The 21,900-nt window shown below is 69.7% G+C and carries 20 protein-coding genes; 12 read left to right on the top strand and 8 right to left on the bottom strand.

The window, feature by feature from the left end; genetic code table 11:
* Positions 1-106: 106 nt before the first annotated feature.
* A complete protein-coding gene (locus ACS5PN_RS05670; protein WP_439462957.1) occupies positions 107-1,246 on the bottom strand; it encodes an iron-containing alcohol dehydrogenase in 1,140 nt (379 codons plus the stop codon).
* Between the two features lie 58 nt (positions 1,247-1,304).
* Here ACS5PN_RS05670 and ACS5PN_RS05665 point away from each other — a divergent pair, with 58 nt between their 5' ends.
* From ACS5PN_RS05665 to ACS5PN_RS05650, 4 genes are read left to right on the top strand one after another with little or no spacing between them, the layout of a single operon-like run.
* A complete protein-coding gene (locus ACS5PN_RS05665) occupies positions 1,305-3,008 on the top strand; it encodes a S10 family peptidase (RefSeq protein ID WP_439462956.1) in 1,704 nt (567 codons plus the stop codon).
* On the top strand, positions 3,005-3,934 hold the full coding sequence (locus tag ACS5PN_RS05660; protein ID WP_439462955.1) for an alpha/beta hydrolase: 930 nt from the start codon (positions 3,005-3,007) through the stop codon (positions 3,932-3,934). The genes ACS5PN_RS05665 and ACS5PN_RS05660 overlap by 4 nt, the downstream gene beginning before the upstream one ends.
* On the top strand, positions 3,931-4,788 hold the full coding sequence (locus tag ACS5PN_RS05655) for a YbgC/FadM family acyl-CoA thioesterase (RefSeq protein WP_439462954.1): 858 nt from the start codon (positions 3,931-3,933) through the stop codon (positions 4,786-4,788). The genes ACS5PN_RS05660 and ACS5PN_RS05655 overlap by 4 nt, the downstream gene beginning before the upstream one ends.
* Positions 4,785-5,039 carry a hypothetical protein gene (locus ACS5PN_RS05650; RefSeq protein ID WP_439462953.1) on the top strand — a complete coding sequence of 85 codons (255 nt, stop codon included), beginning with the start codon at positions 4,785-4,787 and terminating at the stop codon, positions 5,037-5,039. The genes ACS5PN_RS05655 and ACS5PN_RS05650 overlap by 4 nt, the downstream gene beginning before the upstream one ends.
* Here the strand turns inward: ACS5PN_RS05650 and ACS5PN_RS05645 are convergent, their stop codons facing one another.
* The 5 genes from ACS5PN_RS05645 to ygfZ all read right to left on the bottom strand — a co-directional run bounded on the left by ACS5PN_RS05645 (position 5,040) and on the right by ygfZ (position 13,266).
* Positions 5,040-6,632 carry a ShlB/FhaC/HecB family hemolysin secretion/activation protein gene (locus tag ACS5PN_RS05645; RefSeq protein ID WP_439462952.1) on the bottom strand — a complete coding sequence of 531 codons (1,593 nt, stop codon included), beginning with the start codon at positions 6,630-6,632 and terminating at the stop codon, positions 5,040-5,042.
* Positions 6,629-9,886 carry a two-partner secretion domain-containing protein gene (locus ACS5PN_RS05640; protein WP_439462951.1) on the bottom strand — a complete coding sequence of 1,086 codons (3,258 nt, stop codon included), beginning with the start codon at positions 9,884-9,886 and terminating at the stop codon, positions 6,629-6,631. Before ACS5PN_RS05640 ends, ACS5PN_RS05645 begins: the two co-directional genes overlap by 4 nt.
* Positions 9,886-11,898 (bottom strand): CHAT domain-containing protein, encoded by a 2,013-nt coding sequence (locus ACS5PN_RS05635; RefSeq protein ID WP_439462950.1) that lies wholly within the window; start codon positions 11,896-11,898, stop codon positions 9,886-9,888. Before ACS5PN_RS05635 ends, ACS5PN_RS05640 begins: the two co-directional genes overlap by 1 nt.
* Positions 11,899-12,134: 236 nt before the next feature.
* On the bottom strand, positions 12,135-12,383 hold the full coding sequence (locus tag ACS5PN_RS05630) for a DUF4936 family protein (RefSeq protein WP_439462949.1): 249 nt from the start codon (positions 12,381-12,383) through the stop codon (positions 12,135-12,137).
* 4 nt (positions 12,384-12,387) lie between these two features.
* Positions 12,388-13,266, bottom strand: coding sequence for a CAF17-like 4Fe-4S cluster assembly/insertion protein YgfZ (ygfZ, locus tag ACS5PN_RS05625; protein WP_439462948.1), 879 nt, complete (start codon positions 13,264-13,266; stop codon positions 12,388-12,390).
* Between the two features lie 47 nt (positions 13,267-13,313).
* Here ygfZ and mltG point away from each other — a divergent pair, with 47 nt between their 5' ends.
* The 7 genes from mltG (at position 13,314) to ACS5PN_RS05590 (ending at position 18,154) form a co-directional block, all read left to right on the top strand.
* Positions 13,314-14,309, top strand: a complete 996-nt coding sequence (gene mltG, locus ACS5PN_RS05620; RefSeq protein ID WP_439462947.1) for an endolytic transglycosylase MltG — start codon at positions 13,314-13,316, stop codon at positions 14,307-14,309.
* Positions 14,306-14,923, top strand: a complete 618-nt coding sequence (gene tmk, locus ACS5PN_RS05615; protein ID WP_439462946.1) for a dTMP kinase — start codon at positions 14,306-14,308, stop codon at positions 14,921-14,923. The genes mltG and tmk overlap by 4 nt, the downstream gene beginning before the upstream one ends.
* On the top strand, positions 14,917-15,924 hold the full coding sequence (locus tag ACS5PN_RS05610) for a DNA polymerase III subunit delta' (RefSeq protein ID WP_439462945.1): 1,008 nt from the start codon (positions 14,917-14,919) through the stop codon (positions 15,922-15,924). The genes tmk and ACS5PN_RS05610 overlap by 7 nt, the downstream gene beginning before the upstream one ends.
* Positions 15,925-15,984: 60 nt before the next feature.
* Positions 15,985-16,377 (top strand): PilZ domain-containing protein, encoded by a 393-nt coding sequence (locus tag ACS5PN_RS05605; RefSeq protein WP_439463697.1) that lies wholly within the window; start codon positions 15,985-15,987, stop codon positions 16,375-16,377.
* Entirely contained in the window at positions 16,377-17,162 is a 786-nt protein-coding gene (locus ACS5PN_RS05600; protein WP_439462944.1) for a TatD family hydrolase, read from the top strand. Before ACS5PN_RS05605 ends, ACS5PN_RS05600 begins: the two co-directional genes overlap by 1 nt.
* A complete protein-coding gene (locus ACS5PN_RS05595; RefSeq protein WP_439462943.1) occupies positions 17,159-17,812 on the top strand; it encodes an ankyrin repeat domain-containing protein in 654 nt (217 codons plus the stop codon). Before ACS5PN_RS05600 ends, ACS5PN_RS05595 begins: the two co-directional genes overlap by 4 nt.
* A gap of 117 nt (positions 17,813-17,929) precedes the next feature.
* On the top strand, positions 17,930-18,154 hold the full coding sequence (locus ACS5PN_RS05590) for a hypothetical protein (protein ID WP_119046008.1): 225 nt from the start codon (positions 17,930-17,932) through the stop codon (positions 18,152-18,154).
* Between the two features lie 50 nt (positions 18,155-18,204).
* Here ACS5PN_RS05590 and efp read toward each other — a convergent pair whose 3' ends face one another.
* On the bottom strand, positions 18,205-18,759 hold the full coding sequence (gene efp / locus ACS5PN_RS05585) for an elongation factor P (RefSeq protein WP_439462942.1): 555 nt from the start codon (positions 18,757-18,759) through the stop codon (positions 18,205-18,207).
* Positions 18,760-18,846: 87 nt separating this feature from the next.
* Positions 18,847-19,875: an elongation factor P maturation arginine rhamnosyltransferase EarP gene (gene earP, locus ACS5PN_RS05580; protein ID WP_439462941.1), complete on the bottom strand. Its 1,029-nt coding sequence runs from the start codon at positions 19,873-19,875 to the stop codon at positions 18,847-18,849.
* Between the two features lie 33 nt (positions 19,876-19,908).
* Here earP and uvrC point away from each other — a divergent pair, with 33 nt between their 5' ends.
* Entirely contained in the window at positions 19,909-21,891 is a 1,983-nt protein-coding gene (uvrC, locus tag ACS5PN_RS05575) for an excinuclease ABC subunit UvrC (RefSeq protein WP_439462940.1), read from the top strand.
* The last annotated feature ends 9 nt before the right edge of the window (positions 21,892-21,900 follow it).

Below are 21,900 nucleotides of genomic sequence, written 5' to 3'. Positions count from 1 at the left end.
GACGCCGCGCAGGTGCGCGGGCAACAAAGAATGCTAGTGCGGCGTTACAAGCCGTGTCGGCTTCAAACTGGGAATTCGGTCACGCTGACAGCGTTGGCAACGATGTTCAGCGCGACGCCGCGAGCAGGGCCCGGTACTCCTCGGCGGTCGCGATGCGCGGATTGGTCTTGTGGCAGTGGTCGACCAGGGCGCGTTCGATGATGCGGTCGTCCAGCTCCGGGCCGACGTCCATGGCCGCCAGTCCGGCGGGCAGCCCAAGGCGGGCGTTCATGGCCGTGATGGCGTCGGCCACGGCGTCGGCATCGTTGCCGGCCAGACCCATGGCTTGCGCCAGGCGCGCGATGCGGTGCTCGCGCTTGACGCTGTCGGCCTCGGCATTGAAACGGATGACGGCCGGCAGGAAGACGGCGTTCAAGGTGCCGTGATGCAGGCGCGGGTTCAGCCCGCCCAGGGCATGGCTCAGCGAATGCACAGCGCCCAGGCCCTTCTGAAAAGCCATGGCGCCATGCACGCTGGCGCACATCATGTCCAGGCGGGCGTCGTGGTCGCCGCCGTCGCGGGTGGCGGCCTCGATGCTCTGCCAGCCGCGGCGCAGGCCCTCCAACGCGATGCCGTCGGCCGGCGGGTTGAAGGCCGGCGCCAGGAAGGTCTCGATGCAGTGGGCGATGGCGTCCATGCCGGTCGCCGCGGTGAGGCCGGGCGGCAGCTTCAGCGTCAGCGCCGGGTCGCAGATGGCGGCCTTGGGCAGCAGCTCCCAGTTGTGGAAGCCCAGCTTGCGGCCGTCGTCCACGATGATGATGGCGCCCCGCGCGACCTCGCTGCCGGTGCCGGCCGTCGTCGGCACGGCGATCAGCGGCAGCACCTGGGCGCTGATGCGCCCGGCCCCGCCTTCGATGGTCGCGTAATGCGTCAGCGGCCCTTCGTGCGTGGCGGCAATGGCCACGCCCTTGGCCAGGTCCATGCTGGAGCCGCCACCGATGGCGATGATGCCGTCGCAGTCGAATTCCTTGGCGACCTGCACGGCCAGGCGCACGGCGGCCTCGGTGGGGTTGGCGGGGGTGCGGTCGAAGATGGGCGGCTTCAGGTCGAAAGCGGCCAGGGCCTGGTCCAGCACGCCGGCGGCGCGCACGCCAGCGTCGGTCACCACCAGCGGTCGCTGGATGCCGATGCGCTCGCACTCGGCCGGCAGCAGGCGGCTGGCGCCGAACTCGAGCTCGATGCGGGTCAGGTAAAGAATCTGGGCCATGGCGCGCTCCACACAATGTCTTTCCTCATGGTAGTGCGGCGTGTCTAGACTTGCCGTCATGCGCGCGACTGCCACCACCCTGCTGCTCTCCCTGGTCCTGACCGCCTGCGGTGGCGGAGGAGGAGGGGGCTCGTCGACGACGACACCGCCACCGCCCGTTGACCCCCAGACCGGCCTGACCGACACGACGGTCTATTCCTCGGCCGACAACGCCTCGCTGACCGGCGCCGTGGAGGCTGCCGCGGTCAGCACGCAGACGTTGACGGCCAACGGCCAGACAATCAGCTACACGGCCACCGCCGGCCACCTGATCGCCCGGGATCCCAACGGCGCCGCCGAAGCCTCCATCTTCTACGTCGCCTACACCTTGCCCGGTGCGGACGCGGCGACCCGGCCCGTCACCTTCTTCTACAACGGCGGCCCGGGCTCGGCCTCGGTCTGGCTGCAGCTGGGCAGCTTCGGCCCCAAGCGCCTTGTCAGCAACGCGCCCGACACGACCGCCGTGCGACCCTTCGCGATGATCGACAACGCCGAGCATCTGCTGGGCCAGACCGACATGGTCTTCATCAACGCCGTCGGCAGCGGCTACTCGCAGGCCATCTCGCCCTTCACCAACCGCAGCTTCTGGGGCGTGGATGCCGACGCGGCCCTGTTCCGCGACGCCATCCAGCGCTACCTCGCTGCCAACAACCGCGGCGCCTCGCCCAAATACCTCTACGGTGAAAGCTATGGCGGCCCGCGCACGGCCGTGCTGGCGCGCCGGCTGCAGGAAGCCGGCGTCATGCTCGACGGCCTGGTGCTGCAGTCCCCGGCCATGGACTACAACAGCAATTGCGGCATCACCAACGGCCAGGGTTGCGGCGGCTACCTGCCGAGCTTTGCCGCGGTCGGCGCCTTCCATGCCTTGACCCAACCGGTGCCGACCGACATCAACGCCTGGGCCGCGCAGGCGCGCAGCTATGCCGACCAGGTCTACACCCCGGCCCTGCAGGCCTGGCTGGCCGGCGCGCCGACGCCGACGATCTGGCAACCCCTGGCCGACCTGACCGGCCTGCCCGCGACGCGCTGGCAGAACAGCCTGAACGTGTCGGCCGACAACTTCCGCATCTGGCTGATCGCCGGCCAGCAGCTGGGCCGTTACGACGGCCGCATGAAGGCGGCCGTCGGCAGCCAGCTGGCCTCCGAGGGCGATGTCTCCAGCACCTGGATCGGCGACAGCTTCGCCACCGGCATCGCCGCCCATCTGCGCGACCAGCTCGGCTACCGCAACAGCTCCACCTATGTGGTGCTGAGCAATGCCATCAATTTCTGGGACTTCAGCCACGCCGGCCGGCAGTTGCCCGACACCTTGCCCGACCTGTCCGCGGCCCTGGCCCAGAACGCGCGGCTGCGTGTGCTGGCCATCAGCGGCTATCACGACCTGGCCACGCCCTTCCACCTGACCGAGACCGACCTGGCGCGCGTGGATGCCAGCCGCGTGAAGATCCGCAACTACGCGGGCGGCCACATGAGCTATCTGACCGATGCGACCCGCATCGCGCAGCTGGCCGACCTCAAGGCCTTCTACGCCAACACGCTGGCCCTGCGCGCGGCGGCCGACCTCGGTCCCGAACGGCGGGCGCTGGAGGGCAAGCCCTTTGTCGCCGTGGATCGCGCCGGCACGCCGCAGCTGCCGGGCAGCGTGGCGCCGACCGACGAGAAGGCCTTCCAGGCGCCGCTGCGCGACCCCTATGTGCCGCCGCAGACAATGCGGTCGCGATGACCGACAAGAATCCCGCGCTGACCCCCCGCATGGCCGAGCTGCTGACGCGCATCCAGCGCGCCAAGCGGCCTCCCTTTCACTCACTGACGCCGCGTGATGCCCGCCTGGCCTACCGCATGGGCGCCGAGATCCTGGACCTGCCGCGCGCGCCGCTGGCCCGTGTCGAAGACCTCGAGGCCGCCGGCCGCCCGGCTCGCCTGTACGCGCCCAGCGCCGACAAGCTGCCCGTGCTGCTCTATCTGCATGGTGGCGGCTTCACCATCGGCGATCTCGAGACCCACGACAGCCTGTGCCGCCAGCTCGCCCTGCGCAGTGGGGCGGCCGTTCTCGCGCTGGACTACCGGCTGGCCCCGGAGCATCGCTTCCCGGCCGCCGTCGACGACGCCTGGGCCGGCCTGGCCTGGCTGCATGAGAAAGCGTCGACGCTCGGCCTGGACGGCAGCCGTCTGGGCATCGGCGGCGACAGCGCCGGTGGCACCCTGGCCGCCAGCACCGCCTTCTTTGCCCGCGAGAAGAAGCTGCCGCTGGCCCTGCAGCTCCTCATCACGCCCGGCACCGCGGCGCACATGAGCCACGATTCGCACCGCCGCTTCGCCGAGGGCTTTCTGCTCGATGCCAAGTCCATCGAGTGGTTCTTCAGCCATTACATCGACGCCGACCAGCGCAGCGACTGGCGCTTCGCGCCGCTGGAGGCCGAGGACCATGCCGACCTGGCACCCGCCGCCGTGCTGCTGGCCGAGGCCGACCCGCTGGTGGACGAAGGCCTGGCCTATGCCGACGTGCTGCGCGCCGCCGGTGTGCCGGTGCAGCTCGAACTGACGCGCGGCGTCACCCACGACTTCATCAAGATGGGCCGCAGCCTGCCCGAGGCCCTGACGGCCCTGGATTTCTGCGCGTCCGCGATCCGGGAGCATCTGCAACCATGAAACGCCAGGACTTCCGCTTCCTCGAGCCGCTGCGCGTGCGCTGGGCCGAGATCGATGCCCAGGGCATCGTCTTCAATGGCCACTACCTGACCTATATGGACACGGCCATCAGCGGCTACTGGCGCGCCCTGGCTCTGCCCTATGCCGACACCATGAAGCATCTGGGCGGCGACCTCTTCGTGCGCCGCGCCGCGCTGGACTACTTCGCCTCGGCCCGCTATGACGACCGGCTGGACATCGCCGTGCGCTGCCGCGAGTTCGGCAACAGCTCGATGAAGGTCGACGGTGCCTTCTTCCGCGGCGACCAGCTGCTGGTGCAAGCCGACATGGTCTACGTCTTCGCCGACCCGGTCGCGCAGACGCCGCAGCGACTGCCCGATGCGCTGCGGGACGTCATCAATGGTTTCGAGAACGGCCAGAGCGTTGTCGATGTCAGCGTCGGTTCGTGGAAGGAGCACGGCGAGGCCGCTGGCGCCATCCGGCGCCAGGTCTTCATCGAGGAGCAGGGCATCCCGGCCGACATGGAATGGGATGCCGCCGACGCCAGCTGCCTGCATGCCCTGGCCCGCAACCGTTTCGGCGTGCCCCTGGCGACGGGCCGAATGCTGGAGCATGTGCCCGGTGTCGCCAAGATCGGCCGCATGGCCGTGCAGCGCTCCATGCGCGGGACCCAGATCGGCCGCCAGGTGCTGGACGCGCTGATGGCCGAGGCGAAGCAGCAGGGCTACCGCGAGGTGCTGCTGCATGCCCAGCTGTCGGCCGAGAACTTCTATCTGCGCGCCGGCTTCCAGCGCCGCGGCCAGCCCTTTGAAGAGGCAGGCATTGCGCATGTGGAGATGGTCAGGGCGCTATGACCACGCCGCGGCCAGAGGAAGAAAAGCTGTTTCTTCCCGACCCGCAACCCGAACCCCTCGTGGTCAAGGTCAGGGCGGTGTGCGGCGGGCTGGCGGGCGTGGTCGCCGCTGCTGTGGTCTGGATCAAGCTGGGTGGTCTCGGCCCGATGCTCACGACGCTGCTGTTCATCGGCATGCCAGCGGTTTGCGCCTTCCTGGCCGTTCGTCATGGCGATAGATTCTGGGAGCGATTGATTCGCGCCGACGACTGATCACAGCTTGTAGGCCAGCTGCAGCAGCACGCCGCGGTCCTGCAGCGTCGACCCGACCTTGGCGCCCTGCAGGCGGTGGGCCAGGCCCAGGTCCAGCGTCCAGCCCTGCCAGCGCGCGCGGGCCTGCACGCCCAGCGACGACAGCGTGGCGCCGGCCTCGCCGACATTGGCGGCGCGGCCCAGGTCGAGGAAGGGCGTCAGGCTGAATGCCCAGCCGTTGGTGGTCTCCTGGCGCAGCGGGATTTCCAGCTCCAGGTTGAGAAAGGCGCCGCGGTCCCGCACCAGCTGGTTCTGGCGGAAACCGCGCACCGTGCCGAAGCCGCCCAGGGCCAGGGCATCCAGCGGCAGCAGATGGTCGCTCGTCCATTGCAGGTTCAGGCGGGCGCCCAGTTGAGCTGCACGGTCGAAGACCTGCCGCGTGTAGCTGGCCTGCGCGACCCAGAGCCCGAAGTGCTTGGCGGGCAGAGGCGAGGGCGGCAGCCCGGCCACGTCCTGCACATTGGTGTGGCCCCAGGCGTAGCTGGCGCGCAGGGCCAGCACCTGGGTTTCGCTGCGCCAGGCGCCCCCCGTCCAGGCGCGCCACAGGGCTTCGCGCAGCTCACCGTCTGGCACGCCAGGCGTGAAGGAGAAAGGCTCGCCCAGCAGGCTGGTGCGGTTGTCGCGGCTGAGCCAGGTCAGGCCGCTGTCGAACTTGCGCTCCAGCGTCTCGGACCAGACCTGGCTGATGCCGAGCTCGCGGCTGGACAGCCGGCTGCGGATGTCGAGCTGGTCGACGGGCTCTTCGATGACGGAGGAGCTGCCGCGCTCCAGCCCCAGCTGGACCTGGGTGCCGGCCAGGCCCCAGCTCACCAGCGGCAGCTGCCAGTCCAGACGGCCATGGCCACCCTGGCCGCCACGCTCCATGGGCGTCTGCAGCGATAGGTCGACCTGGTCGCCGCGGCCGCTGAGATTGCGCAGCGTGCCGGCCACGCCGGCCGCGGCCGAGCCGATGGAGGCGGGCCGGTAGTTGTTGGCGAAGACGCTCAGCTCCCAGGGGCGCCCGCGCTGCACATCCACTTCGAGACTCGCGTCGCCGAGTTGCTGGCCGGGCACCAGACGGGCATTCATGCGCGCGATCTGCGGATCGGCCAGCAGCAGCTGGTAGCGGTCGCGCAGCTGGCCCATGTCCAGGATGGCGTCGTCGGGGCGCAGCAGCCGGGCGCTGACATAGCGCTCATCCAGGCCGTCCATGCCGCGCAGCTGCACGGCGTTGAGCCGACCTTCGACGACCTGGAAGACCAGCACGCCGTCGGTCACGCGCTGCGGCAGCAGCAGGCCGGAGTTGACATAGCCGCGGTCCACGTACAGCCGCGTCAGCTGCTGGCGCAGGGCCTCCAGCTCGGCCAGCCCGTTGAGCCGGCCTGCATGCGGCGCGGCATGGGCCTGCAGCTCGGCGGTGGTGATGGCGCGATTGCCGCGGAATTCGATGGCGTCGATGCGCACCTGCAGCGGCGCGGGCACCACCGGGGTCAGGTCGGCGGGCAGGGGCGGCAGCGGTGGCTCGGCCGCCAGCGCGCCGGTGCTCAGCAACAACAGTGCGGCAGCCCGCATCATCGGCAGGCTCCCGGTGCGAAGGGGGAGAGGGCGAGGACCGTTGCCGGGCGGGCCTCGTTAGCCGCGAGGGCATCCAGACCCACCAGGCCGCGCGTCGACCCCGGCAGGCCGCCGCGCCCGCCCGCCGCGAGCGAGCTGCCGCTGCTGGCCTGGCAAGGGTTGCGGCCCAGGCCGCCGCTGTCGATGGGCCGGGCCTCCAGCGCGCTGAGGCTGCCGGAGAGGTCCAGCACCGGGCTGGTGATGGCGATGATGCCGCTGACGCCTTCGGGCGCCGCCGCCTGGATGACGTTGAGCCCGAACACGCCGGCGCGGGGCTGCAGCGGCTGGCTGCCGCCAACGAAGAGGCTGTTGCCGCTGGCGATGAGCTTGCCCACATTCACCCGGATCAGGCCGCCGCTGGCCTGGGCCGCGGCCGTGTTGGCCTGGATGAAGCCGGTGCGCAGCAGGGCGATGTCGGACTTGATGTCGATGTCGCCGCCGTTGCCCTGGCGGCCCAGCACCGAGGTGGTCAGGATGCTGTTGTCCAGCACCAGCAGGCGGCCGGCGTCCAGTGCGACGGGGCCGCCGTTGCCTTCATTGGCTTCGGTCGTGATGGCGCTGCGCACCAGCCTGGCGGCGCCGGTGGTGGCGATGTCGACACGGCTGGCGGCCACATTGCCGCCGGCGTCCGCCGAGATGGTGGCGTCGCTCATGGCCAGTTGATCGGCGCGCACGCTCAGCCGCGTGGGCTGCAGGGCCGCGGGGTTGGCCACCGTTGCAAAGTTGCTGATGTCCAGGCCGGCGCCGTTGCTCAGGCTGAACGTGCCGCTGGCCTGCACGGCGATGCTGCCGACCTGCCCGCCCGAAGCTGCCGTCGCGGCCGCGCTGATGCCGGACAGGGCGCCGTCGAAGCTGATGTCATGCGCCTGCAGGCTGACGGTGCCGCCGGCGCCGCTGCCGAAGGTGGTGGTTCCCAGCGACCCGGAGCGGGCGCTGAAGTCGCCGCTCAATTGCAGCTCCACATTGCCGCCGCGGCCGCGGCTGCCCGTGCCGGCCAGGCTGAGCAGGCTGGCATGGTCCAGCTGCATCGAAGCCGCCTCGACGCGGATCAAGCCCGCATCGCCGCCCGACAGCGTGCTGGTGCTGATCAGACTGTCGTTGGCCAGGCTGACCGCGCCGCTGGCCTGCAGCCGGATGGCGCCGCCCTGGCCGCTGCCCTCGGGCAGGGCGCTGCGGCTGGCCATGGAGGCATGGTCCATCGCGATGCTGCCCGCCGTCACCGAGATGCTGCCGGCATTGCCCAGGCGCGAATAGCTGCTGCTGTCGACCAGGCTGCCCTCGCTGAGTTTGAGCTGGGTGGGGGCGCTGATCTCGACGTTGCCGGCGTCGCCCGCACCCGCCGTGGCGGCCGTCGTGTAGATCAGTGACTGGCCGCTGAGGCTGATGCTGGGCGCCGCCACCTTGACCAGGCCGCCGCGACCGGCCGCCTGCGTGCCCGAGCCGATGGAGGAGCCGCCCGACATCGTGATCTGGTTGCCGGCCGCCACGTCGATGCCACCCGCATTGCCGCGGCCGTCGAAGGCGGTGCTGGTCAGGAAGCTGCCGCCACTCAGGCTGAGGGTCTGGGCGCGCAGCTGGATGGCACCGCCATCGGTGTCGGAATAGGTGTTGGCCGAGACGAAGGACTCGCCGTCGAGGCTGACGCTGCCGGTCGCGGTCAACTTCACACTGCCGGCCGAGCCCAGCTTGTCCAGCGAGCCGCTGGAGATGTAGGCGCCGCCGCGCAGGCTCAGGTTGCGCCCGGCGATGGCGATGCTGCCGGCGTTGCCGCCATCCAGGCCGCTGGTGGCGATGCTGGTGCCGCTGCCCAGGGTCAGGTCGCCGCCCAGGCTGAAGCTCACGCCACCCGCCAGCGCGCCGGGGCCGATGGCGACGTTGGCGATGGAAGCCGAGCCGGCCAGCTCCAGGCCCGCGCCGGCCTGGATCTGGATGGGACCGGTGAGGCCGGCGGTCCGGGTGAAGGACAGCAGCTGGGCGCCGCCATCGAGGCGGATGCCGCTGCTCGCTGTCAGCAGCAAGGAACCGGCGTCTCCCGAGCCCGACTTGGCGGCATTGGACACATAGGCCTTGCTGGCCAGGTCGATGTTGCCGGCCGTCAGCGCGATGTCGCCGCCGCTGCCGCTGCCGTTGACGTCCGAGCTGATGCTGGCGCCGCCGGACAGGAACAGGCCCTGCGGGGCGTTGACGATGAGGGTGCCGCCCTTGCCGCTGCTGCCGGCCCGCGTGTCGGTGTAGAGATAGCCGCCGCCGTCGAGCTGCACAGTGCCGGCCTTGACGGTGAGGGTGCCGCCGGCCCCTGCGCCAAGGGTGGAGGTGTAGAGGTTGGCGCCATTGCTCACGCTGAGCATGTCGGTGGCCTGCAGCAGGATGGCGGCACCTTTGCCGGTGGTGCCGGCTTGCGTGAAGCTGGATACGCTGGCACCGCTGTCCAGCACGATGCTGCCGGCGTTGAGGCTGATGAGGCCGGCGTCCTGGGCACCGAGATTGGACGCGCCGATCAGGGCGCTGTTGGCAAGCTGGATCTGGCCGCCGAGGGCGGGCATGTCGCCGTTCAGGCCGAGGTCGAGGGCCTGGGCGCCCACGGCTGCGAGGCGGATGCTGCCGCTGCCCACGATCTTGGCGTTGTCGAGGTAGATGTCGCCGGCGACCAGGCTGATGGCCTGCTGCGGGTTGCTGGCGATGACGGCGCCATCGGTCGTGGCGATGAGGCCGCGGTTGCCGCCCAGGAAGCCGAAGGCCTCGGGTGCGGCCGACGAGAACGTGCTGGCCTTGGACGCATCGGCATGCAGGCGGCTGCCGTCGCTGAAGCGCAGAGAGTCGGCCGTGCTGACGTGGAACGCGCCGGGGACGTCGATGCTGGCGCCGGCCCCGAACAGCACACCGGCCGGGTTGATGAAGTAGAAGTTGGGCGTGCCCGATGCCGCCTGCAGGCTCAGCTTGCCGTAGATCAGCGAGGCATCGCCGCCGGTGACGCGGCTGATGACGTTGGCGATGCCGGGCGTGCTGGTCGTGAAGGTGGCCGATTCGCCCGTGCCGAGGTTGAAGGTCTGGAAGCTGTGGAAGAGATTGCTGCCCGAGAGCTTGCCCAACTGCTGGGTGATCAGATAGCTGGGGCCTTGCAGCGTCTGGGCAGCCTGGCCCAGGCTGCCGTCGGTGCGGATCTGCGCCAGCGCGGGCAGGGCGGCGCAGGCCAGGGCCAGGGGGAGTTTGCGCATCACAGCCAGTTCCCGATCAGCGTGAAGGGCGCCCAGAAGAAGGGATGCGCGAACTGGGGCTTGGCGAGCAGCTCGCGCTGGGCCTGGCGCAGGGCCTGGGCCTTGCTCGTGCGCCCTTCGGCCAGGCCACCGTAGAAGCGCTGCATCAGCTCCACCGCGGCGTCGTCGTCCACCGGCCACAGCGTGCCCAGCACGCTTTTGGCACGGGCGCGGATGGCGGCGCCCGAGATGCCCAGCGGCGCGCGCTCATTGCCCTCGGCGGTCTCGCAGGCCGACAGGGTCAGCAGCTCCAGCGGCTGGCGGCGCAGGCTCTCGGCCCCCAGCAGCAGCTGCAGGCTGTCCAGGGTGATCAAGTCGTCGTAGGCCAGCATGAAGCTGCTGTGGGCGTCGCCGCCGAACACGCCGTGCGAGGCCACATGGATGATGCGATAGCGTCCCGAGCGCGCGGCGCGGCTGAAGGCGTCGACGGTGAAGGCCGAGTTCAGTAGCCGCTCGCCCGGCAGCAGCTTTTCCAGGGTCAGGATTTCGCGGTTCACGCCGGGCAGGGCCAGGGAGGCCTGCACCGAGCGCGGCGTGCCATCGGTCTGGGCGGCCAGCTCCCGGCCGGTGCGGGTCAGCATCAGTTTGTCGACCACCGGGCCGAAGTCGGCCACGCCGGCCAGCAGATTGCTGTTGAGCTGGGTGTGAGGGGCCGTGGTGTTGGTCATGGACAGCCCGGCGACGTCGCCCAGGGCGTATTGCTCGATGGCGAAGCGCCGGCCGTCGTGCAGGGCACCGAAAGGCACCATGCGCAGGGCGCTGTCCGGCACCAGCACCAGAGTGTCGGCGTGCAGCTCCTCCAGCGTGGCTTGCAGCGGGCGCAGCAGCCGGTCGTAGAGGCGTTGCGACAGCGTCAGGAAGCCGGCGCCCTGGTTGCGCAGCTCGGCGGCGAAGCGGCTGGCCTGGCCCCGCATGTCTTCGCGCGTGAAGGGCTGGCTGACACGGCGAAAGCCCTGGGCCGACTCGACGAGCAGCTCCAGCCGCTGCGGCAGCAGCACGGCGTGGATGACCACCGTGCCCGCGGGAATGACGGTGGCGCTGCCGCCCTTGACCGCGTCGACAGCACAGCGGTCACCCAGGAAGTCCTGCATCTCGGTCTGGCGCAGCAGCTCCATCGCGTCGCGCGCCCGGCGCAGCAGCGCGCCCGCGCGCTCGGGGGGCAGGCCGTCGGACGCGTCCAGCAGGCTTTCGGTCAGGCCCAGGTAGATGGGCTCGAACCAGCGGCTGTAGGAGGAACTGCCATCTTCCAGTTCGATGGGGATGTCGGCACGCAGCGCCTCCAGCCGGTCGGCGGCGCGCTGATAGGCGGCCAGCGCGGCATCGCCCTGGCCCTGGGCCTTGTAGAGGCGCGCATTGCGCCATTCGAACTCTATGGCCATTTCGCCGGTGCCGCCGACGGGCTGCCCGACGAGTGCGGCGAGACCGGTGCGGTCCAGGCTCAGCGCTTCGGTGAAGCGGCCCTGCGATTCGTAGAGGCCGGCCAGGCCATCCAGCGCGTCGAGCTGGGCGCGGCTGCCCGCCGCGGCCGCGTGGCGGGCCTGCTCCAGGCTGCGCCAGGCCAGCTCGGTGGCGCCGAGGGCCCGGGCCTGATGACCCAGGCTGACCAGCAGCGCGGCGTCGCCCTGGGCCATGACGGCTGCGGACAGGGCCCGCAGCGCGGGCAGGCGCTCCGCATCGGGCCGGGTGCGCGCCAGGTTCAGGGCCGCCGCCAGGCGCACGCGTGCATCGCCCGTTTGCGCAGCCTCGGTCAAGTAGCGGGCTGCGGCGGCATCGTCGTGTTCACGGGCGGCCAGCGTGCCCAGTTCCAGCGCATAGGCTGCACGCGACTCGCCCTCGGCGAGCCCGTAGGCCAGGGTGAGGGCTGCGCGAGCCTCACCGAAGCGGCGTTCCTGGGCCAGCGTCAGGCCCAGTTCCGCAGCGGCCCGCATGCGTTGTTGCGGGGTTTCAGCGGCCTTGGCGGTGGCCGTGATCAAGGCCAGGGCTTGATGTGTCTGGCCGGCGCGACGCCACTGCGCGCCCTGTGCGAGGCGGGCATCGAAGTCGTCCGCGGCTGCGCATGCGCAAGCTGCCGCGCTGAGCGTGAAGAGTGCAATGAACCAGCGAAGCGTCTGCCCCATGCCGCCTGAACCCCGAGTCCGGGTCGAGGGTAGCCTTTTGCGCGACGCCAGACCAGGGTTTCAGGGCAAGCCCTGCCCCCCGCAATGAGGGCTCAGCCCAGCATCTCGAAGCGCTCGACCTTGCGTTCGCCGGCCAGCCAGGGCGCCATCGCGGCGGCCACCTGCGGCTCGCGGTGGCCCCAGCCTTCGGGGTAGATCTCCATCCACGTCCATTGCCCCTCGGCATTGGGTTCGGGGCGTTGCAGCAGCTCGATGGGCGCCTCGACGCGCGCCTTGCGGAAGGCGATGAGGGCTTCGTCGACGTGATCGGCGGCGACGCGGTAGTAGACGTAGAGCTGCATGAGATCAGTCTTGCGGCGGAATCTCGTAGGGCAGGGTGCGCGGCTGCAGCTGGGCGCCGGTGGCGCTGCCCAGATGCAGGCTGCCGCCTTCCAGGGCGGCGAGCTTGATCTCGGCGGCGATGGCCGTGCGGCCGTTGCTGGCGCCGCTGCCGGCCACGACACCGGCCGGCTGCTCGGGGTCGGCGCTGTGGAAGATCTCCTGGCCGACCGTGGCAACAGCGTCGGTTTCGAAGACCTGCAGGCGGCGCTTCAGCGTGCCACGGTACTGGCTGCGGGCGACGATTTCCTGGCCCGGGTAGCAGCCCTTCTTGAAGTTGACGCCGCCCAGCACCTCGAAATTGATCATCTGCGGCACAAAGGCCTCGACAGTGGCGCCGCGCACCCAGGCCACACCGGCCTCGGCTTCGGCGAACGCCCAGTCGTCGGCGGAGATGGCCTCACCCGCCGGTGCGGGCGCGTCCACGGCTTGCACGCGCAGCGCGCGCCCCGAGCCCGGCAGCGCGATCTGAACCGCATCGCCGTCACGCACCAGCGTCCAGGCTTCAGCGGCCGGCGCGCCCAGCAGGCCGTAGGCCGCGAACTCGGCGCTCGCATCGCTGAGCTTGCACTTGGCGCGCAGCACGAACATGGACAGGCGCTTCAGCGTGGCCGCCAAGGTCTCGGCCGGCAGGGCCAGCAGGATCTCGTCCTCGGCTTGCTTCCAGCCCACCAGCGTGGCCAGCAGCCGGCCCTTGGCGGTACAGAAACCGGCCAGTCGCGCGTGCTCGCGGTCGAGCAGGGCGAAGTCCTGGGTCAGCTGGCTGTGCAGGAAGCTGGCGGCGTCGGCGCCCTGGGCGCGGATGACACCCCAGTCAGCGAGACGGAGTTGAGAGGTCTGAGGCATGGCGGGAATTATCATCGGCCCCCTTTTGACCGGGCTTTTCACAGGGCATGAAGTGGTTGTTGCGGGCGCTGCTCGCGTTGTTGTTGATCGCCGGCCTGGCCGCGGGTGCCGCCTGGCAGTGGCTGCGCAGCCCGCTGAGCCTGGCCGCGCCTTCGGTGGAGCTGTCCATCGAGCCCGGTACCAACCCGGCCGAGGTGGCCCGTGCCTGGGTGGCGGCGGGCGTGCAAACCGATGGCCGCTTCCTCTACCAATGGTTCAAGTGGTCGGGTCAGGCCAAGCAGATCCGTGCCGGCAGCTATGAGGTTCACGCGGGCATCACGCCGCGCGAGTTGCTGGACAAGATGGTGCGCGGCGACCAGGTCATGGAGCAGCTGCGCCTCATCGAGGGCTGGAACTGGCGCCAGGTGAGGGCGGCGCTGGCCGCGGCACCCCAGCTGAAGGCCAAGACCGCGCAGATGAGCGACGCCGACATCATGGCGGCCCTGGGCGAGCCCGGCGTGGCGCCGGAGGGCCGCTTCTTCCCCGACACCTATGCCTACAGCCGCGGTGTCAGCGACCTGACCGTGCTCAAGCGCGCCCACGCGGCCATGCAGGGCCGGCTGGCCGCCGCCTGGAGCAAACGGGCCTCCGACCTGCCGCTGAAGTCGGCCGACGAGGCGCTGATCCTGGCCTCCATCGTCGAGAAGGAAACCGGCGTGTCCTCGGACCGCTCCAAGGTCGCCGCCGTCTTCGTCAACCGCCTGCGCGTCGGCATGCCGCTGCAGACCGACCCCACCGTCATCTACGGCCTGGGCGAGGCCTTCGACGGCAATCTGCGCAAGCGAGACCTGCTGGCCGACACCGCCTACAACACCTACACCCGTGGCGGCCTGCCGCCCACGCCCATCGCCATGCCCGGCGCGGCCTCGCTGCAGGCGGCGCTGAACCCGGCGGCCATCAAGGCGGTGTATTTCGTCGCCCGGGGCGACGGCAGCAGCGAATTCAGCGAAGACCTCGCCGCGCACAATCGCGCGGTCAACAAATACCAGCGCGGCGGCAAGTGACAGGTCGGTTCATTTCTTTCGAGGGCATCGACGGTGCCGGCAAATCCACCCACATCCAGGCGGTGGCCGACTGGTTCCGCGCCCGCGGCGCCGATGTGCAGCTGAGCCGCGAGCCCGGCGGTACGCCGCTGGCCGAGACCCTGCGCGACATCGTGCTGAACCAGCCCATGGGCTCGCTGACCGAGCTGCTGCTGATGTTTGCCGGCCGCCGCGACCATGTCGAGGCGGTCATCAAGCCGGCGCTGGCTGCCGGCAAGACCCTGCTTTGCGACCGCTTCACCGATGCCAGCTTCGCCTACCAGGGCGGCGGGCGAGGCCTGCCGCTGTCGGTGCTGGACCCGCTGGCCGACTGGGTGCAGGAAGGCACCGAGCCCGAGCTGACGCTGTGGTTCGATCTGCCTTCCGAACAGGCTGCTGCCCGCCGCGCCAGCGCCCGCGAGGCCGACCGCATCGAGCAGCAGGACCTGGACTTCTTCGAGCGCGTGCGCGCCGGCTACGCCGACCGGGCGGCCAAGGCGCCTGGCCGTATCGTGCGCATCGACGCCAGCGGCACCGTCGAACAGGTCGGCGCCCAGGTGCTGGCCGTCCTCGCGGCCCGCTATCCGACATGCTGAACGCCGATCTTCCCTGGCTGCAGGCACCCCTGGCCGACGCGCTGGCGCGGGCGCGCTCGCATGCCCTGTTGGTGCAGGGGCCGGCCGGTGTCGGCCAGCTCGAACTGGCCGTCAAACTGGCCCAGAGCTGGTTGTGCGAGAACCGTGCCGAGGCCCAGCCCGCCTGCGGCCATTGCGCCAGCTGCAAGCTGTTCGCCAGCGGCACCCATCCCGACTTCCAGTTGCTGATGCCCGAGGCCCTGGACGCCTCGGCCCGCGAGTCCTTGGGCCTGCCTTTCGAGGAGCCCGATGCGCCCAAGGCTGGCAAGGCCAAGCCCAGCAAGGAGATCAAGGTCGAGGCGGTGCGCAATCTGCTGGCCTTCGCCCAGGCGACCTCGGCGCGTGGCAAGGCCAAGGTGGTCGTCATCTTCCCGGCCGAGGCGCTGAACGGCATCGCCGCCAACGCGCTGCTGAAGACGCTGGAGGAGCCGTCAGGCCTGCTGCGCTTTGCGCTGGCCAGCCATGACAGCGCGGCCCTGCTGCCCACGATCCGCAGCCGCTGCCAGCCTTTGCCACTGCCGTTGCCGGAGCGCGCCGCGGCGTTGGCCTGGCTGGCGAGCAAGGGCGTGGACGGCGCCGAAGGCCTGCTCGATGCCACCGGCGGCCGGCCCCAGCAGGCACTGGCCTGGCATGAGGCCGGCCTGACCGATGCGGCTTGGCAGGCACTTCCCAAGCGGGTGGCGCGAGGTGAGGTGGCAGCCCTGTCCGACTGGGCACCGCCGCGCGTCATCGATGCCTTGCAGCGCCTGTGCCATGACCTGGTGCGCCGCAGCCACGGCCGGCCGGGCCAGTTTTTCGCCGCGGCTTCCCTGCCGGCGCCCAGGCGCGCCGCGCCGCTGCTGGGCTGGGATGCCGAGCTGCGCCGCGCCGCTCGCCATGCCGATCACCCCCTGAACGCCAGCCTCTGGATCGAAGCTTTGGTGGCCCAAGCCCAGACTGCCATCGCGGCGGCTGCGCGCTGACTACACTTGGCCTTCATGAGCGAGCCCACTTCCAAGTCTCCGAATTTCCAGCCCAGCCAGATGGGCGGCAACCTGCCCTTGCCCACGGTGGGCGGGCAGGGGGCTGCATCCGGGGCACGGCCCAGCGTCATCCAGCTCGTCTTCCGGGAGAAGTCGGCCCTCTACGCCGCCTACATTCCGGCCTTCACGGAAGGCGGCCTGTTCGTGCCGACGACGCGCGACTACCGGCTCGGCGAGGACGTCTACCTGCTGCTGGCCTTGCCCGAAGACAACCAGCGCTATCCCGTCGCCGGCAAGGTGGCCTGGCTGACGCCGGCGAATGCATCGGGCGGCCGCACCCAGGGCGTCGGCGTGCGCTTCCCGGGCGACGAGAAGACGCGGCTGATCCGCGTCCGCATCGAGGAAATCCTGGGCACGGCCATCTCGTCGAGCAAGCCCACGCAAACCCTCTGATGTTTGTCGATTCGCACTGCCACCTCAGCTTCCCCGAGCTGAAGCAGAACCTGCCGGCCATCCTGGCCGAGATGCGCACCGCCCAGGTCGATCAGGCCATCTGCATCTGCACGCAGATGGAGGAGTTCGAGGCCGTGCATGGCCTGGCGCTGGAACATGCCCAGCTGTGGGCGACCGTGGGCGTGCATCCCGACACCGAGGACATGCGCGAGCCCGACGTGGCCGAACTGGTGCGCCTGGCCGCGCTGCCGCGCGTCGTCGCCATCGGCGAGACCGGGCTGGACTACTACCGCCTCAACGGCCGCAGCATCGAAGACATGGAGTGGCAGCGCGAGCGCTTTCGCACCCACATCCGCGCCGCGAAGCAGGCGGCCAAGCCGCTGGTCATCCACACCCGCTCCAGTGCCGCCGACACACTGCGCGTGCTGGACGAGGAGGGCGGCGAGCAGGCCGGCGGCGTCTTCCACTGCTTCACCGAGAAGGCGGACGTCGCCCTCGCTGCGGTGGAGCGCGGCTACTACATCTCCTTCTCGGGCATCGTCAGCTTCAAGAACGCCCAGGACCTGCGCGACCTGTTGAAGCTGCTGCCGCTGGACCGCGTGCTGATCGAGACCGACAGCCCCTATCTGGCGCCCGTGCCCTTCCGCGGCAAGACCAATTCGCCGGCCTATGTGCCCCATGTCGGCAAGGCCGTGGCCGACGCCGTGGGCCTGCCGGTCGAGGAGCTGGCGGCGCTGACGACGGCGAACACGCGGCGTCTGTTCGGCCTGCCCGCAACGGCATGAAACGCGGGCTGATCGCACTCGCCCTGCTGGGTTCGCTGGCGGCCCAGGCGGCGCCCATCGACGAACTCGTCATCGCCGCTGAAATGAACGACGGCCGTGCCGTGCTGAGCCTGATGCTCAAGGGCGTGGACCCCAACCAGGCCGATTCGCGCGGCCGCAAGGCCGTCTTCATTGCGCTGCGGGAGGACTCCCTGCGTGCGCTGGACAGCCTGCTGGCCTCGCCGCTGACCCAGGTCGACGAGCCCAATGCCCAGGGCGAGACGCCGCTGATGATTGCCGCCATCCGCGGCTCGCTGCCGGCGGCTGAGGCCCTGGTGAAGCGCGGCGCCGCCGTCAACCGCGCGGGCTGGACACCCCTGCACTACGCCTGCAGCGGGCCGGACAACGGCGTGGCCGCCTTCCTGATCGCCCAGGGGGCCGAACTCAATGCCCGCTCCGAGAACGGCACGACGCCGCTGATGATGGCGGCGCGCTATGGCAACAGCGACCTGGTGCCCCTGCTCCTCAAGGCTGGCGCCGAGCCGCGTGCGGCCAACGAGCAGGAGCTGACGGCGGCTGACTTCGCGCAGCGCGGCGGCCGCGATCAGATGGCCAGGGAACTGCGCCGCGTCATGCAGGAGCGCCAGCAGGGCGCCAGCACTGCCAAATAGTTCTCGCGCAAGCAGGCGTGTAGGGAAAAGTCTTACAGCAGCTAGCGCGCTGAGCCGACTATTTCGAAAAGGCCCGGCTGCCTACAGTGGAGTCATCGTCAAACAACGAGGCCCACCATGCTGTCCACCACCCCGAATCTGGCTGACCCCTTCGCCATGCTGATCGCTCCCGAAGAGGTGATGAACGCCATCGAGCGCTCGGACCGCCTGGCGCGCCTGCAGCGCCGCGTCTACCGCCCGCTGGACCGCCCCTGGATCCCGGTCAAGGGCAGCGCCGCCGATTTCGACAGCGAGATCGATGCCGAGCTGGAAGTGCCGGACCTCTCCGACGACGCCGAATAAAACAAAACGCCCGCATCAGCGGGCGTTTTTGCTTGAGGCCGAAGCGTGACTCAGACGCGCTTGCGGTACTCGTGGGTGCGGGTGTCGATTTCGATCTTGTCGCCGTTTTCAACGAACAGCGGCACGGCGACTTCGAAGCCGGTGCCCTTCAGGCGGGCGGGCTTCATGACCTTGCCCGAGGTGTCGCCCTTGACGGCCGGCTCGGTCTCGATCTCGCGCACGACGCTGGTGGGCAGTTCGATGGAGATGGCCTTGCCGTCGTAGAAGGTCACTTCCGCGGCCATGTTCTCTTCCAGGTACGACAGGGCGTCGCCCATGTTCTCGGACTCGACTTCGTACTGGTTGTACTCGGTGTCCATGAAGACATACATCGGGTCGGCGAAGTAAGAGTAGGTGCACTCCTTCTTGTCGAGGATGATCTGCTCCATCTTGTCGTCGGCCTTGAAGACCAGCTCGGCGCCGGCGCCGTTCAGCAGGTTCTTCATCTTGATGCGCACGGTGGCGGCACCACGGCCACCACGGCTGTATTCGGTCTTCAGGACGACCATCGGGTCCTTGCCCTGCATGATCACGTTGCCGGCGCGGATTTCTTGAGCGAGTTTCATGGGGGTCTTCTCTCGAGATTGAGTCAGGAGCTGCGCACCAGACTCCAGCGGATTTGATCCCGGTTTGGCGCGGCAAAGCCCGACATTCTAGCTGGAAACCCCTAAGAATCCCCGCAGCTGCGTCAGCAGATCGGGTTGCGCTGCCAATTGCGCACGCCAGCCTGGCGCATGGACAACGGCTTCATCCAGGCCGGTCAACGAGGCGGGCAGGGCGGTCATGCCGTTCCAGCCGCGCCAGACCGCACGCCAAGCCTGGGGCAGGTCAGAGCGGTTCATGAAGGCCTCCAGCTTGGCGTGGTGGGCGTCGTCGTGCTGCGGATAGATGTGCCAGACGAAGGGCTTGCTGGCCCATTGGGCGCGCACGAAGGAGTCCTCGCCGCGCACGAAATTCAGGTCGCAGGCCCAGAGCAGTCGGTCGTAGTCGTCCTGGGGCAGATAGGGCAGGGCGATGGACCGCAGGTTGGGGCGGGCGGCGATCAGGGGCTGCAGCGGCCCGGGGCAGGCCAGCACCAGCGTGGGCTGTTCGGCCAGGGCAGCCAGCAGGGCCGGCAAGCGTTCGTTGGCATAGGCGAACAGGCTGACGACACGCTCACCCTCTTCAGGCGCCCAGCCGCGCGCGGCCAGCCAGGCGTGGCCATCGAAATTCGCGATGCGATCCAGCAAGCCCGGCTCGCGCAGCAGTCCGCCGGTGCGTGGGGTGAAGCCGGGGTAGAAGAAATGCTTGGTCAGGCCCGCGCCGGGGCCATGGAACTGGGGCGAGGCCAGGCCATGACTGCGCTCCACGTAGTCCTCGGCGCTGAGATATTCAAGGTTGATCCAGCGCGGTGTGGGCTGTCGGGCGGCCATGCGGGCGACGAAGAACGCCGGCAGTTCGCAGCCGAAGGCCTCGATGACCAGGTCGCCGGGGTCGGCCTCCACGTCGCCCTCGGGCCAGGGGCGGATCTCAACGCCGTGGCGCCGGTCGGGCCGCTCGGGCGCCATCCACGCCAGCGCTGCGGCGTCGTCGACCCACAACCGTACCTGCTGGCCGCGCGCGGCCAGGTCGCGCGCCAGCCGCCAACACACGCCCAGGTCGCCATGGTTGTCGATGACGCGGCAAAAGAGGTCCCAAAGCATGGAGGTGGATTGTCCCAGGCCAAAATCCTGTGCATGTCGACCCCGACCCCGTCACCCACCGAACCTGCCGAGCAGGATGAGCGCGCCACCGTCGAGGCTGCCGAGAAAAAGCGCACCGCCGAGATGGAAGCCGCCGCGCGCGAGGCCCGCGAGCGCCTGACCGCCGAAGTCAATGCGCTGCCGGCCCTGCCGGGCGTCTACCGCTATTTCGATGCCCGCGACGAAGTGCTTTATGTCGGCAAGGCCAAGGACCTGAAGCGCCGCGTCAGCAGCTATTTCCAGAAGAACCATGGCGGCTCGCGCATCGGCATGATGGTCGCGCGCATCGCCCGCATGGAGACGACGGTCGTCCGCACCGAGGCCGAGGCCCTGCTGCTGGAAAACAACCTGATCAAGACGTTGAACCCGCGCTTCAACATCCTGTTCCGCGACGACAAGAGCTATCCCTATCTGAAGATCACCTCGCATGCCTGGCCGCGCATGGCCTATTACCGCGGTGCGGTGGACAAGCGGCATCGCTACTTCGGCCCCTTTCCCAGCGCCTGGGCGGTGAAGGAGTCCATCCAGCTGATGCAGAAGGTGTTCAAGCTGCGCACCTGCGAGGACAGCGTCTTCAACAACCGCAGCCGACCCTGCCTGTTGCACCAGATCAAGCGCTGCTCCGGCCCCTGCGTGCCGGCCGGGCAGACCGGCGAATACGCGCGCGATGTGCAGAGCGCCGAGCGCTTCCTGCGCGGCGAGACCGATGAAGTGATGGCCTCGCTGCAGGAGCAGATGATGGCTTACGCCGAAGCCCAGCGCTACGAGCTGGCGGCCGAGGTGCGCAACCAGATCCAGGCCTTGTCCAAGGTGCTGCAGCAGCAGGTCATCGAGGAGAGCAGCGCGACGGGCCGCGACCGCGACGTCGACATCCTGGCCGTCAAGGTGCAGGGCGGCAAGGCCTGCGTCAACCTGGCCATGGTGCGTGGCGGCCGGCATCTGGGCGACCGCGCCTTCTTCCCCAAGCATGTCGACGATGCGACGGCCATCCAGCTCGATGACGAGGAGAAGTTGTCGCCTGAGCGACAGGTGCTGGAGGCCTTCATGGCCCAGCACTACCTCGCGTCCCCGGTGCCCGGCCTCATCATCGTCAGCGAGGTGGTGGATGCAGGGCTGGCCGAGGCCCTGGCCGCCCAGGCCGGCAGCCGCGTGACCGTGCAGGCCCAGCCGCGCGGTCAGCGGCGCATCTGGCAGGAGATGTGCATCAAGGGCGCCGAGCTGGCGCTGGCCCGGCTGCTGGCCGAGGAAGGCTCGCAGCAGGCCCGCACGCGGGCGCTGGTGGACGCGCTGGACCTGGCGCCGCCCGAGATCGACAAGTTCCGCGTCGAATGCTTCGACATCAGCCACACGGCCGGCGAGGCGACGATGGCCAGCTGCGTCGTCTTCGAAGGCCACCAGATGCAGAGCAGCCAGTACCGGCGCTACACCATCGAAGGCATCACCGGCGGCGACGACTATGCGGCCATGCGCCAGGTGCTGACGCGGCGCTACAGCAAGATGGCCGAGGCTGCCCAGCTGGGCACCGGCCGGCTGCCTGACCTGGTGCTGGTGGACGGTGGCCGTGGCCAGGTCAGCATGGCGCGCGAGGTCTTCGAGGAACTGGGGCTGGACCTGAGCCTGATCGCCGGCGTCGAGAAGGGCGAGGGGCGCAAGGTGGGTTTGGAAGAACTGGTGTTTGCCGATGGCCGCGAGAAGGTCTATCTTGGCCGTGACTCTGCTGCGCTGATGCTGATTGCGCAGATCCGTGACGAGGCCCATCGCTTCGCCATCACCGGCATGCGCGCCAAGCGCGCGGCGACGCGCACCGGAGGCTCGCGCCTGGAAGATGTGCCGGGTGTCGGGCCCAAGAAGCGTGCCCAGTTGTTGCAGCGCTTTGGCGGTGTGCGGGGGGTGGCCGGGGCCAGCGTGGACGAGTTGTGTGGTGTGAAGGGCATCTCGCGCGAGTTGGCCGAGGAAATCTACCGCGCGCTGCACTGAAGTGCAAAA

This window comes from Roseateles sp. NT4, from assembly GCF_051857475.1.
Classification (GTDB): domain Bacteria; phylum Pseudomonadota; class Gammaproteobacteria; order Burkholderiales; family Burkholderiaceae_C; genus Pelomonas.
The sequence above is the reverse complement of the archived record's forward strand: the minus strand, read 5'-3'. Positions and strand labels throughout refer to the sequence as shown.

Bases quoted from the DNA above. Each gene is read 5' to 3' on its own strand.
- ACS5PN_RS05630 (WP_439462949.1), bottom strand. From the start codon at position 12,383: ATGCAGCTCTACGTCTACTACCGCGTCGCCGCCGATCACGTCGACGAA.
- ACS5PN_RS05660 (WP_439462955.1), top strand. From the start codon at position 3,005: ATGACCGACAAGAATCCCGCGCTGACCCCCCGCATGGCCGAGCTGCTG.
- uvrC (WP_439462940.1), top strand. From the start codon at position 19,909: ATGTCGACCCCGACCCCGTCACCCACCGAACCTGCCGAGCAGGATGAG.
- ACS5PN_RS05595 (WP_439462943.1), top strand. From the start codon at position 17,159: ATGAAACGCGGGCTGATCGCACTCGCCCTGCTGGGTTCGCTGGCGGCC.
- ACS5PN_RS05655 (WP_439462954.1), top strand. From the start codon at position 3,931: ATGAAACGCCAGGACTTCCGCTTCCTCGAGCCGCTGCGCGTGCGCTGG.
- efp (WP_439462942.1), bottom strand. From the start codon at position 18,759: ATGAAACTCGCTCAAGAAATCCGCGCCGGCAACGTGATCATGCAGGGC.
- ACS5PN_RS05640 (WP_439462951.1), bottom strand. From the start codon at position 9,886: ATGCGCAAACTCCCCCTGGCCCTGGCCTGCGCCGCCCTGCCCGCGCTG.
- mltG (WP_439462947.1), top strand. From the start codon at position 13,314: ATGAAGTGGTTGTTGCGGGCGCTGCTCGCGTTGTTGTTGATCGCCGGC.
- ACS5PN_RS05645 (WP_439462952.1), bottom strand. From the start codon at position 6,632: ATGATGCGGGCTGCCGCACTGTTGTTGCTGAGCACCGGCGCGCTGGCG.
- ygfZ (WP_439462948.1), bottom strand. From the start codon at position 13,266: ATGCCTCAGACCTCTCAACTCCGTCTCGCTGACTGGGGTGTCATCCGC.
- ACS5PN_RS05670 (WP_439462957.1), bottom strand. From the start codon at position 1,246: ATGGCCCAGATTCTTTACCTGACCCGCATCGAGCTCGAGTTCGGCGCC.
- ACS5PN_RS05590 (WP_119046008.1), top strand. From the start codon at position 17,930: ATGCTGTCCACCACCCCGAATCTGGCTGACCCCTTCGCCATGCTGATC.
- ACS5PN_RS05665 (WP_439462956.1), top strand. From the start codon at position 1,305: ATGCGCGCGACTGCCACCACCCTGCTGCTCTCCCTGGTCCTGACCGCC.
- ACS5PN_RS05600 (WP_439462944.1), top strand. From the start codon at position 16,377: ATGTTTGTCGATTCGCACTGCCACCTCAGCTTCCCCGAGCTGAAGCAG.
- earP (WP_439462941.1), bottom strand. From the start codon at position 19,875: ATGCTTTGGGACCTCTTTTGCCGCGTCATCGACAACCATGGCGACCTG.
- ACS5PN_RS05605 (WP_439463697.1), top strand. From the start codon at position 15,985: ATGGGCGGCAACCTGCCCTTGCCCACGGTGGGCGGGCAGGGGGCTGCA.
- ACS5PN_RS05610 (WP_439462945.1), top strand. From the start codon at position 14,917: ATGCTGAACGCCGATCTTCCCTGGCTGCAGGCACCCCTGGCCGACGCG.
- ACS5PN_RS05650 (WP_439462953.1), top strand. From the start codon at position 4,785: ATGACCACGCCGCGGCCAGAGGAAGAAAAGCTGTTTCTTCCCGACCCG.